This window comes from Nocardia sp. NPDC088792 (assembly GCF_044750615.1).
In the GTDB taxonomy this organism is placed as follows: Bacteria; Actinomycetota; Actinomycetes; order Mycobacteriales; family Mycobacteriaceae; genus Nocardia.
In genome coordinates this window covers 1,633,775-1,646,148 of the sequence record NZ_JBIVKC010000001.1, presented here as the reverse complement: position 1 = coordinate 1,646,148, position 12,374 = coordinate 1,633,775, and the positions used below count along the sequence as shown (strand labels likewise).

The window sequence follows — 12,374 nt, the reverse complement described above, 5'->3', positions numbered from 1 at the left end:
TTCCTCGAAGCTCTAGGCCACGGTCTCGGACCGGTGGCGGATGAACGCGGACCGTAGTTCCGCGGCGACCAGGGCCGCGTTCTCGTACATCGGTACATGGCCTACCCCGGGCAGTACGAGATGCGTGGTGTTGCCGGGTAGCTCCTCGATGAAGCGTTTCGAGCAGCTCGGGTTCCGCAGTAGCACATCGTGTTCGGCCAGCAAGAGCGTTGTCGGCACGCTTACCTCCGCGAGCCCTTGCACGCCCTCCCCGCGCAGTCCGGACCACAGGAACGGGAGGAAGATCGCGCAATGCGTCGCGGCCCGGACGTAATCCGTTGCGGCCGAACGCGATACCACTCCGCCGTGGCGGCTGACGATCGGCAGTGCCGCGCGTTGCACCCAACGTCGCTTCGCGAATGCATCGCCCAGCAGCCGGCCCAGTCCTATGAAGGGCGCGAGCGTGAGGAACTTCCCGCCGACGGTCAGCGCCGTGCGGGAGAGGTGATGCCAGCCGCCCGCCGGTGCGATCAGGGTCAGACTCCGGGCGCGGCCACGCCGTTCGAGTTCGACGGCGATCCAGCCGCCGAGTGAGTTCCCGACGATGTGGCAGGTGTCCCAGCCGATCTCGTCGAGCCAGGCCTCGACATCGTCGGCGAGCGCCGGAACATCCAGCGCGCGTGCCGAGATGGGCCGTCCGCCCCAATGTCCGGGCAGTGTCACGGCGAACAGGTCGTAGCTGTCGCTGAGCGCGTCCATGACGTCGTCCCACACCCGGTGCGACAGCAGGAACGGGTGCAAGAGCAGTACCGGTTCGCCGCTCCCGGCGCGGCGAGAGGGGGCGGGTATGGGCGTCATCGACCATCCGATCTCGTAGTTCCGCCGGTGCAGGCGCACCGGACAGCTTCAGGCTGTCAGCCGCGGGGGCACGGCGACCATGGCTGAGAATCAAGAATTCGAGGACGAGCGATTGGCAAATATTCCAAACATGGACGCCCGCCGAGGCATCACCGCACCGCTTTCCGGCATAACGATTGGAATATTCGCCAGCCACCGCGGAGTAGGCTGCCGGCGTGACCACATCCGAGGCCGGCGCCGGGTTCGGCAGGGAGTTCCGGAGCTTTCTGCTCACCGAATCCAGGGAGTACGCCCAGCAGCTCATCGAGCGGTTCCAGGCGGAGATTCCCGCCTATGCGAACATCGATGCCGCTGCGGTCTCGGATTCGCTGCGTCAGGCCATGGAACGGGTCGTTCAGGTGGTGCTGGATCGAGGCCGGTTGGAGCCGCTCGACCTGGCCGGGTTCCGTGAGTACGGCGCCCTGCGCGCCCGGCAGGGAATCCCCTTGGAAGCGGTGCTGCGCGGATGGCAGATAGGGGTGCGGATGTCCATCGACCGCGCGGTCGCGGCGGGCCGGGACAGCGGCGTCGGTGATGCGCTGCTGATGGACTTCACCACCGACGTGCTCACCGTCACCGACGATGCCACGCTCGCGTTCAGTGCCGGTCACCGCGACGCCAGTGCCGTCCTGGATCGCCAGGACGGGCTGCGGCGTACGGAATTGGTTCGGCGACTGCTGTTTTCGGATGCGGCCACCGATGACATCCGGTTGGAGGCGCAACGGTACGGCCTGGCGATCGACCGCGAATATCAGGCGGTGCGGATCCGTCCCCTCGGCGACGATTCGGTGTTCGCGCTCGGGGAGGAGTTGCAGCGGCAGCCGTCGTGCCGGCCGCCCAATGGTCTGCTCTCGGTCATCGACGATGACGTGCTCGGCATCTGCGCGACCGTGCCCGCCGTCGATGACCGGGTGGTGGGCGGTATCGGGCCGGTCGCGCCGATCGGCGATCACGCGCGCTCGCTGCGATTGGCCACGCGCGCGGTGGCCACCGCCCAGGCGTTCGGCCTGTCCGGTGTCCACCGCTTTCCCGAGCTGGGGTTACTGCCCGCCGTGCTGGCCGATGCCGATGTGGGGGAGGCGATGTCGGAACTGCTGATCGCACCCGTCGGCGACGGTGAGTCCGCGGCCGCCATCCTGGACACCGTCGACCGCTATCTCGAATCCGGTATGCATGTGGGCGCCACCGCGAAGCTGATGTCGGTGCACCACAATACGATTCGCTACCGGATCGCGCGCTTCGAGGAACTCACCGGCACTTCGCTCCGTGATCCGCATATCGCGTTGCAGGCATGGTGGGCTTTGCGCAGGCGCGCGTCCGGCGCTTGACGGCTAGACCTCCGGAATCCAGTTGCCGTGGAAGCCGGTGGGAATGCGGTGCGGCAGTTGGATATCGGCGACGGGTTCGAGGGTCCCGGCATCCACGATGGCGAGTTCGCTGCGGCCGGTGGGGACGTCGTAGATGAAGCCCATGAGCACGCCGTCGTCCTCGGCGGCATCTAGGGCCGACGGGTGGAAGACGAACTCGCCCAGCTCTTTTCCGGCACCGAAGTCCCGACTGGCGGTGGTCCCGTGCACCAGGTCGTGTTTGTACAGGGTGGATTCACCGCGCAGGCCGCCGCCCACGCCGGGAGCGTATCCGTAGCGGTGCCGCTTGCCGATGAGTCGTTCGTCGATGCGCGGGAATTCCTGGGCGCGGTCGTCGAGCCGGGACTGCCGGACCTTGCCCGCGGACAGATCCACTTCCCAGCGGTCCAGGCTCGGCGCTCCCTCGTCGGGGCCGAAGTGGTTGGTGTCGAACATCTTCGGGTAGCGGACCACGTCGAGCACAATGCTGTCGCCGTCCTCGTAGGCGTTCATGGGGTGGAACACATAGCAGGGCTCGATGTCGAACCAGCGCACCGAAGTCGATCCCGTGCGCGACATCACGCCGATCCGTGCGGGGTAGCGGGGGTTCCAGCTGTAGGGCATGCGCCGGTCGCGCGGCGGTCCGGAAGGGCGCGGCGGGCTGGGCATCGGCACGCGGCCGATCATGGCGGACAACAGCAGTCGCGCGGGCAGGCGCAGCCAGCGGGGCGCGATCATCTCCGCCACCGTGCCGGTATCGAAGGTGACCGGCAGGTCGTAGAGCACGATGTGGTTCTCGGTGAGCGAGAAGTCGTGCATCATCGGGGAGCCGCCGACCTCGATGTCGACGGTGCGCCGGGCGCGGCCGTCGGTGCCGATGACCGAGTACTGCACGGACCCGGGGGTCAGGAACGAGTACGAAACCGCGTGCAGTTCACCGGTATCGGGGTCGCGTTTGGGGTGTGCGGTGTATCCGCCGCCGAGGGTGCCGTCGAAATCGCAGACGCCGACGGTGTCGAGGTCCCCGGACAGTTCGTATTGGGTCCCGCCGCCCTCGACCAGTGCGAGGATCTTGCCGGCGTGCCCGATGACATTGGTGTTCGCGCCCACTCCGCGCCCCGAATCGGATTGCGGTGTCTCGCCCAGCGCGATCGACGTGACCGGTCCGCGTACCCAGCGATTGCGGTACCACTCGGCGCGGCCGTCGCGAATGCGGATGCCGTGCACCATGCCGTCGCCGCTGAACCAGTGGTAGAGCTGGGGATCGATGTCGCCGATGGGGTTGGGGCCGTTGCGGAGATAGCGGCCGTCGAGGTGGTCGGGGATGGTGCCGGTGACTTGCAGTTCGGTGAGTGTGAATTCCTGGTCGAGCGGTGCGAAACCGCCCTCGAGATAGCGATTGCCCATTGCAGGCCCCTCACGGATAACAGTGTTATGGCCCTACAATAACGCTGTTATGGAGGTACTTCAATGGTGAATTCCCGCTCCCCTCAGCAGAAGCGGCGCGGCAGCCCGGTGATGCGGGCCGAGCTGATCGACGCCGCCATCCGGCTGCTCGAAGCGGACGGGCCGCAGGCCTTGCAGACTCGCCGGGTAGCGGCGGCCGCCGGAGTGTCGACCATGGCGGTCTACACCCACTTCGGCAGCATGACCGAACTGCTCGCCGCCGTCCTGGCCGAAATCTTCGCGCGCTTCGGCGCCGCGCTGGGCGCCGTCGCGCACACCGACGATCCGGTTGCCGACTTCTTCGCGCTCTCCATCGCCTACCGCGCGTTCGCGCTGGCCGATCCGCAGCGCTATCGCCTGCTGTTCAGCTTCGCCGCCCCGGAGGACGACCACTCGCATTCGGTCTGCGATCTCCCCGTATCCGCGGCCTCCGGCGCGATCGGCGCCGAGACCTTCGAATACCCCGTCCTCGCCGTCGAACGAATGATGGCCGCCGGTCGGCTCCGTCCCGGTCCGCCCCGGGACGCGGCGGCTCGACTGTGGGCGTTCATGCACGGCGCCCTGATGCTCGAACTGAACGGCTATCTGGGCCCCGAAGACCACAGTCGCACAACGGTTTTCCTGCCGGCGCTCATCGACATCCTGGTCGGCATGGGCGCGGACCGGGCGCACCTGGAACGCGTCGTTCCGCACTGAGGAATGAAAACTGTTGTTACAGTTGCAATATCATTCGTACGGAACGGTTGCGCTCTGCGTGGACCGACAGTGCCAACTCCGCGACCTGCTGTGCCATGAGTCCGTGTCCGGTTGGCGAATCGGCGCCCCTTGACCCGACACTCGTTGGGACCGGCATGGGTACGCGGGCAGTGTGAACCCAAAGACCGGTTTGCGACGAGCAATGGTGGGGCGAACCGCAAGGTCGCGCCGTCCGGAGAATGCACCCCTCGCAGCCACGTTCGTCCGGATTCCGGACGTGGCGGCGCGCACCGGCCGGATGGCGCCGGCGGAACGCCGGAGGAAGACCACGCCCTGCTCGAAGCACGTAGACGGCCCGGAAGCCCCGCGGCTTCCGGGCCGTCGTCCACTCCGGCGAGAGCGACCGAGCCACAAGAGAGATGATGGTTGCGTGCTGAGCATCTTCGATGAGGGTTTCGCGCGGGAGCCATGGGGTGTGTTGCGATCGCTGCGGGAGGACGGTGGCGTGCATCGGGTCGCCACACCGGACGGTCCGCCCGCCTGGCTGGTGACGCGCTATACGGATGTGCGCGGCGGACTGCTCGACGATCGGCTGTCGGTGAATCTGCAACACGCGCACGGGGAGGATTACCGGGGGTTCGCGGTGCCCGCGCCGCTGGATGTCTTCCAGACCAGTGGGCCAACGGAATTGGCGCGATTGCGCGGGACGGTGGTCGGGGAGCTGCGGAAGGCGGGGGAGTGGAGCGACCGGGCGGCGGCCGCGACGCGCGCCTGCCTCGGCGAGCTCGACGGGGCGGGCGAATTCGATTTCATGGAGCGCGTGGCCTTGCCGCTGCCCGCGCTGGTGCTGGGGCAGTTGCTCGGTCTCGCCGACGGCGAGCGGGACGAGCTGGCGGGCTGGGCGGAATCGACCTTGCGGCCCGGCGCCGCCCCGCGGGCCCGCGACACGCTGGCCACCATGCAGCGGATCATCACCGCGATCGTCGCGCGCGAACGGGATGACCCGCACGACAATATGGTCGGCCGCCTGGTACGGGCGGGAATCGGCGGCGGCCCAGCGGGTTCGGCCGAGCTGGGCGGGCTGCTGTTCTACCTGCTGTTCGTCTGGTACGAGGTGCTGATGGATGTGCTGGGCGGGGCGGTGCTCACCTTGTCAGCCGATTCCGATGCGCGCGAAACACTGTCGGCCGTCCCGGACCGGACGGTCGCCGTCGACGAGCTGCTGCGGTTCCTGTCCCCGCAGGTGCTGTCCGCGCCGCGGTTCGCGATCACCGAGCTGGAGATCGGCGGGCAGCGGATCGCGGCGGGGGAGACGGTGCTGCTGTGCCTGGCCGCGGCCAATCGGGATCCGGAGCGGTTCCGCGCGCCCGATGCACTGGATCTGCGGCGCGGCGTGAATCCGCATCTGGCGCTGGGGCACGGCGCACATGCCTGTGTCGGAACGGGATTCGTCAAACCGGTGGTGGGAGCGATACTCGCGGAGATCTACACGCGGCTGCCGGGCCTGCGGGTCGAGGCCGGGGCGTCCGCTATCGGGTGGCGATCCGGTTTCCGGCATCGCGGGCCGATCGCCCTGCCGGTGACCGGGGCCGGAGTGGATCGAGTGGGGCGAGCCGCATCGATCGCCCCACTCTGACGTCGCGGGCCCGACGGCCTCGATGCCCTCCCCTTCTGGGCAGCGAAACCGGCGGATGGCCGCGAAGTCCGAACGAGTATATGATCGCGCTCACCGCGCCTGTCAACCACAGGAGACAAGACAAGAATGGCTGCCGCGCAACAGCATCCGTTCACCAGCGCCCTCAATACCCTGATCGGCGCCATGCACCCGGTCGTTCTGCGCGACGGGCGCGAAACGGAGATCACCCACCGCGCCCTGTCCGAGGACATCAAGCGCACCACCGGAGTCGGCCTCTCGGCCAACTACCTGTGGAAACTGCGCACCGGGCAGACGATCAACCCCTCCTACGAGACACTCGACGCGCTCCGCGAATACTTCGGCCTGGACAGCCTCGACCCGCTGACCAATCCCGAACTGGCCGTCGCCCGCGGCCGCGAACTCGCATTGATCAACGCGCTCGAGGGGAAAGCCGATGCGGCCGCCCTGGAACTGGCGCTGCGTGACGGACTGGCGCACGGTACCGTCCGGGCGGAGGCCATCATCGCCATGCTGGACGTCCTGCAGCGCATCGAGGGCGGGAAAGATCAGTGAGCCATGCGGATCGCGGTCTGGGACGATGCGGGCGGTGAACACTCGATGATGGATCATCGGCGACTACGCCGCGAACTGCGCGATCTGGGGCTGCGTGATCGATTCACGGTGGCGCACCTGGCCGAAGCGCTGGCCCACCGGCGCGGCCGGCCGCTGCGCCTGCGCCCCGAACCGTTCCCGGTGGCGGGACTCTCCGGCGGCCTCCTGGTGACCAGGGATATCGATTTCATCGCCTACCAGAGCAATACGACCGAACTGCATCAGGATCACATCGTGTGCCACGAATTCGGCCATCTGCTCGCCGGGCACCGGACCGTCACGGTCACCGGTGACGACGCGCTGCGCCTGCTGGCGCCCAATATCGATCCGGCGGTGGTGCGGCGCATGCTGGGCCGCTCCTGCTCCGCCGAACACGAGGAGCGGGAGGCCGAGCACCTCGCGGATCTGCTGATGGCGCACCACATCACCCGCTGGACGCCGCGCGCCGAATGGGTGCTGCCCGACAGCGCGCCGGCCGATATCCGGAACCTGCTCGACACCCTCGGACCGGGACTCGGCTGAGCGCATGGGATTCGCACTCGTCTACGGGAGCGTCGGCGCGCTGGCCCTGATCGCGTTCGCCTGGCGGCTGGCGCTCGCCCTGCGCGGCGGACCCCAGGCCACCGCGCGCTGGGCGGTGGCCATCGCCATCGCCTGTGCGGCCATCGGTTTCGAAGCGGCTGTCCCGCAGACCTACTCGTGGATCGGCAGGGTTTCCGGGGTTCCCAATCTGGCGACGCTGATCGTGTACGGGGCCATTGCCACGGCGGTGCTGTGGCAGCTCGTGTGGACCGGTTACCTCGTCGCTCCGGAAGGGCCCGCGGCCGCTCGCTCCCGCACCGTCCGTGCCGTCATGCTGGTGAATGTGGCCGTGGTCGGCGATATGACGATCCTGTTCGGGGTGGCCCCCGTGCACGATGCGAGCCATCCCACCGATTTCGACTACACGTATGCGACCGTGCCGATCGTCGACGTGTTCCTGGGCATCTACCTGTGCGCCTACACGCTGGGGCTGCTGCGGATCGTCGCGCTCTGCCGCACCTGGCTGCCGCAGGTGCGGGAACAGCCTTGGCTGCGGCGAGGTCTGGTGCTGCTGGCCGCCGGGTCGCTGATCTCCCTCGGCTACAGCGTGGGCAAGGTCGCGGCCATCGTGGCGGCGTGGGCGGGCGTATCGGCGTATGAGCTGAATACGAAGATCGCCCCGGGATTCGCGAGCGCCGGAGCGACGATCATGCTGATCGGCTACCTGTGCCCGTCACTGCTACCGAAAGGCGTGTCGGCGGTGCGGCATGCGCGGGCCTTGCCGCGGCTGCGTCCATTGTGGTCGGCCCTGCGTGCGGCGACCCCCGAGCTGGCCGACGCCGCGCCGGTCGCGCGCGGGAGTGTGCAGGATCGGTTGTACCGGCGGGTCATCGAGATCCGGGACGCGCTCCTGATCCTGCAACCGCACTTGAGTCCGGAGATCACCGCGCGCGCCGAACGCGCCGCGGACGATCTCCGGATTCCCGCCGCCGACCGCGCAGCCGCCGTCGAGGCCGGTCGGATCGTGCTCGCCTTGCGCGCGCACCGGGACGGAGCACTACCGATCGATCGCGGCGAAGCCTTCCGGCGTCCCGGCGAGCCGTCCTTTCCGGGCGAACTCGCATGGCTGGTGGCGGTGGCCACCGCCTACCGCAACTCACCCATTGTCGCGGCGCTACCCGCCGAGCCGAGCCACAGCTTGCCTGCTCACGACTGAAAAACACTGTAAGAAACCATGTTTCGAATCACATGTTTCGAATCCGACTCGAATTGACCGCTGACGGAACGGAAATGGGCCGCTATCCTGTGCGGTGCGGGTGTGGTGTTCGATATCCCCTTCATCGAACACCACACCCGTCCAAGCTGCTACGGCACCGCGGGGGAACCGCCCGGGACCACCGGCAACCCGGCGGTCTGCCAGCCGCGGAAGCCGCCGATCAGGTCGGTGGCGCGGGCCAATCCGACGCGCTGCGCGTCCGCGGCGGCGAAGCTGGAGGCGTAGCCCTCATTGCAGACGAGCACCACCCGGGTGTCCGCGGTCAGTCCCGGCAGCCGGTGCTCGCCTTCCGGGTCGAGCCGCCATTCCAGCACGATCCGCTCGACCACGACGGCACCGGGAATCTCGCCCTCCGCGGCACGATTCACGTGCGGGCGGATATCGACGATCAGCGCGCCCCCGGCCTGCAAGGCGGCCGCCTGCTCGGGGTCGACGCGCTGGAGTCCGGCGCGGGCCTGCTCGAGCAGGTCGTCGACGCGGCTCACACGCCCGCGTAATCGGTCAGTGAACGGTACTCGCGCACCGGTCGCAGCGGCGGGGAGTAGGCGTGTACCGTCGCCGCCGGTTGAATACTGTTGTTGCGCAGCCGATGTGCGCGATCCGGGCCGAAGGCCACGGTATCCCCGGCCCGCCGGCGCTGCTGCCGTACCGGCGCGCCCGGCTGCCGGAATTCCTCGTCGAGCTCCCCGATGGTCACGGTGTACGCCCCCGACGCGCCGCCGTGATCGTGCGGCTCGGTGCCCTGCCCCGGCGCCCAGGACAGCAGCCACACCTCGACGCCCATGGTGAGCGCCAGCCGGGTCCACCATCGTTGCTCGGTATCGAACCGCACGATGTCCAGCAGCGGCGTCGCCAGCTCCCGCGCCACGGTGGCGGTCAGCTCGTGTAACTCGGCCGGCGACCACAGCCCCCGCCCGGCGGGCACCAGCTCGTGCATCAGCGGTACATCGATATCGGCGTGAACATCCATGGCGTGCTTGAAGTTCACCGGCAGTGAAGTGGTCAAGCTGGCTCCTCCGCATGATCGTGTGGGCCGCGGCTGCGCTCGCCGCCACTCGCATTGTCCGTGCCCGCACGGGTCCGGTCACGGTTCCCGCTCACCCTGAGCCGAACCGGCGCGGGCCACGGGGACTTCATGCCGAGGAAAGCCCTACCGGCCGATACGACCACCGATTTCGCGGCGAACACCCACCGCGAACGGGTACCCCCACCGCTCGGTGTGCCGAAGGCGCTGTGGCAGGTGCTGCGCTACCGCACCGAACCGCCCGGCCTACGCCGGGCGGTTCGCGGTCATGATGTTTCCGCGTCTCCGGTGCGGTGGGCGGCGGTGACGGTCATCAACTGCGTGTGCGCGGCGTCGTCGTCGGTGGCCGGTGGGATCACGCGCAGCACCAGGACGGTGGCATCGGAACCGATGATGTACATCGTGCGGCGCAGGTGGAATGCGTAGGGCTCCAGGCGAACCATGCGGCCCGCGACGATCGTCTGCGTGGGCGGGGTCGGCCAGTCGCGTTGGTCGTAGACCACCCGGTCGACCGGGCCGAGGCGAATCGTCAAGGCGGCCACGAGTTCCGGTAGCTCGCCGACGAGGTCGGCGGATTTCGGCCACCAGGCGCCGTCGAGGTATTCGGCGCCGTGGTTCTTCGGCTTCAGCCGCAGCCGGGGGGTGTGCGTGGGTGGGGTGCGATATCGGTCGGGCTGGTCGGTCGGTCGCGATGTCACGCTGATCCTCCTGGCTCGGTCAGTACTCGAAGGCTTCGCCGCGTCGGTGGGCGGTCTGCTCGGAGGGTGCGGCCGTGCGCTTCGGCAGTCCGAGAAGGTGCGCGGGCAGTACCGGTGCGCGGTCGGTGAATCGTCTGGCGAGGCCGCCGAAGTCGACGAAAGCGCGGGTGATGAGCAGGATCGCGACGGCGGTCGCGAGGAGGCCGATGAAGAGAACCATGGTGATCTCGGATCTGTTGGTACCTCCAGTAGACGCCGTACCCGGCGTTCTGTCAACGGTGTAGGTCTACGCTAATGACCAACGGCGCGGAAGCTCTGCCAGCGCGGTCCGCAGGCCGCGCCGCCCGCCGGACGGGTTCGCCGCCGGAGCGCTACGGGGGAACCGCCGCTCGGACGCTGTCTCGGGTGCGGCGTCGCTGGTGGCGACGAGGAACCGGTCCGGAAGCGCGAGCTTGTGGATGGTGCGCAAGGTCAGCAGATACTGCCGGAGCAGTGGGCCGGTGGTGTATGGCAGGTCGTACTTCTCGCACAGGGCGCGCACCCGCACGGCGATCTCGGGATAGCGGTTGCTGGGCAGATCCGGGAACAGATGGTGTTCGATCTGATGGCACAGATGCCCGCTGGCGAACGCCAGGGCCGGGCCGGCCTCGAAGTTCGCGCTGCCCAGCATCTGCCGCAGATACCACTCCGGCTTCGTCTCCTGCTCCACCACGGCAGGGGTGAATTTCTCCGCGCCGTCGGGGAAGTGGCCGCAGAAGATCACCACATACGCCCAGAGATTGCGCAGCACATTGGCGGCGGCGTTCGCTGCCAGCGTGCGCCGCCAGCGCCGCCCGCTCAGGGCCGGGAACAAGAGGTAGTCTTTGCCCGTCTGCCGGGCGATCTTGCCGATCAAAGCCCTGGTCTCGGCCTTCTTCTCGGCCGTCCCGCTCATCCGGTCCTGTTCCGAATACAGGCCGTGCAGGGCGATGCCCCACTCGAAAGTGACTGCCAGCAAAAGGTTTTGCAGCGGCTGCAGCAGATGGCGGGGCCGCCACGGCTCGTCGCGCGTCACCCGCATGACGCCGAAGCCGATATCGTCGTCCACGCCAACGATATTGGTGAACATGTGGTGGCGGTAATTGTGCGAGTACCGCCACTGGGCCGAGACGCCCGCCATATCCCACTCCCAGCTGCCGGAGTGGACCTCGGGGTCGTTCATCCAATCCCATTGGCCGTGGCCGACATTGTGGCCGATCTCCATGTTCTCGATGCTCTTCGCAACGGCGAGCGCGGCCACCCCGGCCATCCAGCCGGCCTTGCCGCGGCTACCGAAGATCACGGATCGCGCCGCCGCGTCGAGGATCCGCTGCGCGGCGATGGTGCGGTAGATGTAGTTCGCGTCGCGGCCGCCCCGCGAGCTTTCGATGTCACGCCGGATCGTGTCGAGCTCGCAGCCGAGTGCCTCCACGTCGGCGGGGCTCAGATGTGCGTACTGCTTGATATCGGTGATTGCCACAGGGGGTCCTCGGTTCGGTCACATCGGTGCTCGAATCGGCACTCCGGCCGAGTCGGTGACCAGCCACGATTTCAGTAAACTCCCTTATCGGCACGCTGTCAACGCTGTAGATATACGATCGTGGGCTACAACGTTTCAGGCTAGTTGACCGAGGTGGTACGCGCGGCCCAGCGGCGCAGCGCGCCCGCTCGCCGGTTGCGATACGTGCGATTCCGGCCGTTGCCCTGGAGGAGCCGGCCGATGGTAGAGGTGTTGTGCTTGGTCGCGGCGGCGGTCATCGCGGCGAAGGCCTTGGACGATTCGGTTTCGACCGGCACCACCAGCAGGACCAGCCGGCGACCGCGGGTACCGCGCAGTTCGATGGTGTGCGCGGTTCGGTAACCGCGCCAGTCGAATTGGACCGGCTGTCCGGCGACGACGAGCGCGCCGATCGGGGTGGCCCATTCGATGAGGTGATACCGGACCAGCCGGACCGGGCCGAGGCGCGCCCGCAGGGCCGGGATCAAGCGGCGGAGTTCGGCCGGCAGCTCGTCGCTGTAGGGCCACCACGCGCCGTCGACATAACCGGTCTTCGGGAACTCGGGTTTCAACTGCACGCGCGGACCCGGGTCGCCGAGTCCGGCTCGGGCGCCATTGCTCGCGCGGGCCGGGTGTGGCCTGAGAGATGACCGTGGCGCCATGGAGACGTTCCTGCCTCGGCCGCGGAGGGGCCGGTTTGCCGAGCATCGGATGACGAGGCGGTCC

14 protein-coding genes are annotated in these 12,374 nt (G+C 68.3%); 6 read left to right on the top strand and 8 right to left on the bottom strand.

Annotated features, from left to right (window positions below; all coding sequences use genetic code 11):
- Positions 1–12 precede the first annotated feature (12 nt).
- Entirely contained in the window at positions 13–837 is an 825-nt protein-coding gene (locus ACIP5Y_RS07995; protein ID WP_400348599.1) for an alpha/beta fold hydrolase, read from the bottom strand.
- A gap of 215 nt (positions 838–1,052) precedes the next feature.
- Here ACIP5Y_RS07995 and ACIP5Y_RS07990 point away from each other — a divergent pair, with 215 nt between their 5' ends.
- Positions 1,053–2,204 (top strand): PucR family transcriptional regulator, encoded by a 1,152-nt coding sequence (locus ACIP5Y_RS07990; protein ID WP_400348597.1) that lies wholly within the window; start codon positions 1,053–1,055, stop codon positions 2,202–2,204.
- Between the two features lie 3 nt (positions 2,205–2,207).
- Here the strand turns inward: ACIP5Y_RS07990 and ACIP5Y_RS07985 are convergent, their stop codons facing one another.
- Positions 2,208–3,629: a carotenoid oxygenase family protein gene (locus tag ACIP5Y_RS07985; protein WP_400348595.1), complete on the bottom strand. Its 1,422-nt coding sequence runs from the start codon at positions 3,627–3,629 to the stop codon at positions 2,208–2,210.
- Positions 3,630–3,692: 63 nt separating this feature from the next.
- Here ACIP5Y_RS07985 and ACIP5Y_RS07980 point away from each other — a divergent pair, with 63 nt between their 5' ends.
- From ACIP5Y_RS07980 to ACIP5Y_RS07960, 5 genes are all read left to right on the top strand, one after another.
- Complete coding sequence (locus ACIP5Y_RS07980; protein WP_400348593.1) at positions 3,693–4,364, top strand: TetR/AcrR family transcriptional regulator; 672 nt, start codon at positions 3,693–3,695, stop codon at positions 4,362–4,364.
- 430 nt (positions 4,365–4,794) lie between these two features.
- On the top strand, positions 4,795–6,000 hold the full coding sequence (locus ACIP5Y_RS07975; protein ID WP_400348591.1) for a cytochrome P450: 1,206 nt from the start codon (positions 4,795–4,797) through the stop codon (positions 5,998–6,000).
- A gap of 126 nt (positions 6,001–6,126) precedes the next feature.
- Positions 6,127–6,573: a hypothetical protein gene (locus tag ACIP5Y_RS07970; RefSeq protein WP_400348589.1), complete on the top strand. Its 447-nt coding sequence runs from the start codon at positions 6,127–6,129 to the stop codon at positions 6,571–6,573.
- 3 nt (positions 6,574–6,576) lie between these two features.
- On the top strand, positions 6,577–7,134 hold the full coding sequence (locus ACIP5Y_RS07965; RefSeq protein WP_400348588.1) for a hypothetical protein: 558 nt from the start codon (positions 6,577–6,579) through the stop codon (positions 7,132–7,134).
- A 4-nt stretch (positions 7,135–7,138) separates the two neighbouring features.
- A complete protein-coding gene (locus ACIP5Y_RS07960) occupies positions 7,139–8,350 on the top strand; it encodes an MAB_1171c family putative transporter (protein ID WP_400348587.1) in 1,212 nt (403 codons plus the stop codon).
- Between the two features lie 149 nt (positions 8,351–8,499).
- Here the strand turns inward: ACIP5Y_RS07960 and ACIP5Y_RS07955 are convergent, their stop codons facing one another.
- The 6 genes from ACIP5Y_RS07955 to ACIP5Y_RS07930 all read right to left on the bottom strand — a co-directional run bounded on the left by ACIP5Y_RS07955 (position 8,500) and on the right by ACIP5Y_RS07930 (position 12,226).
- On the bottom strand, positions 8,500–8,895 hold the full coding sequence (locus tag ACIP5Y_RS07955) for a rhodanese-like domain-containing protein (protein WP_400348585.1): 396 nt from the start codon (positions 8,893–8,895) through the stop codon (positions 8,500–8,502).
- On the bottom strand, positions 8,892–9,416 hold the full coding sequence (locus tag ACIP5Y_RS07950; protein WP_400348583.1) for a cysteine dioxygenase: 525 nt from the start codon (positions 9,414–9,416) through the stop codon (positions 8,892–8,894). Before ACIP5Y_RS07950 ends, ACIP5Y_RS07955 begins: the two co-directional genes overlap by 4 nt.
- 284 nt (positions 9,417–9,700) lie before the next feature.
- Positions 9,701–10,132, bottom strand: coding sequence for a DUF5994 family protein (locus ACIP5Y_RS07945; RefSeq protein ID WP_400348582.1), 432 nt, complete (start codon positions 10,130–10,132; stop codon positions 9,701–9,703).
- Between the two features lie 19 nt (positions 10,133–10,151).
- Positions 10,152–10,352 carry a hypothetical protein gene (locus tag ACIP5Y_RS07940; protein WP_400348580.1) on the bottom strand — a complete coding sequence of 67 codons (201 nt, stop codon included), beginning with the start codon at positions 10,350–10,352 and terminating at the stop codon, positions 10,152–10,154.
- A gap of 66 nt (positions 10,353–10,418) precedes the next feature.
- Positions 10,419–11,630 carry a fatty acid desaturase family protein gene (locus ACIP5Y_RS07935; RefSeq protein ID WP_400348578.1) on the bottom strand — a complete coding sequence of 404 codons (1,212 nt, stop codon included), beginning with the start codon at positions 11,628–11,630 and terminating at the stop codon, positions 10,419–10,421.
- A 140-nt stretch (positions 11,631–11,770) separates the two neighbouring features.
- Entirely contained in the window at positions 11,771–12,226 is a 456-nt protein-coding gene (locus ACIP5Y_RS07930; protein WP_400348577.1) for a DUF5994 family protein, read from the bottom strand.
- Positions 12,227–12,374 lie beyond the last annotated feature (148 nt).

What these genes read in the sequence shown, in the direction of transcription:
- ACIP5Y_RS07985 (WP_400348595.1), bottom strand. Translation starts at nt 3,629, where the DNA reads ATGGGCAATCGCTATCTCGAGGGCGGTTTCGCACCGCTCGACCAGGAA.
- ACIP5Y_RS07970 (WP_400348589.1), top strand. Translation starts at nt 6,127, where the DNA reads ATGGCTGCCGCGCAACAGCATCCGTTCACCAGCGCCCTCAATACCCTG.
- ACIP5Y_RS07980 (WP_400348593.1), top strand. Translation starts at nt 3,693, where the DNA reads ATGGTGAATTCCCGCTCCCCTCAGCAGAAGCGGCGCGGCAGCCCGGTG.
- ACIP5Y_RS07995 (WP_400348599.1), bottom strand. Translation starts at nt 837, where the DNA reads ATGACGCCCATACCCGCCCCCTCTCGCCGCGCCGGGAGCGGCGAACCG.
- ACIP5Y_RS07940 (WP_400348580.1), bottom strand. Translation starts at nt 10,352, where the DNA reads ATGGTTCTCTTCATCGGCCTCCTCGCGACCGCCGTCGCGATCCTGCTC.
- ACIP5Y_RS07965 (WP_400348588.1), top strand. Translation starts at nt 6,577, where the DNA reads ATGCGGATCGCGGTCTGGGACGATGCGGGCGGTGAACACTCGATGATG.
- ACIP5Y_RS07960 (WP_400348587.1), top strand. Translation starts at nt 7,139, where the DNA reads ATGGGATTCGCACTCGTCTACGGGAGCGTCGGCGCGCTGGCCCTGATC.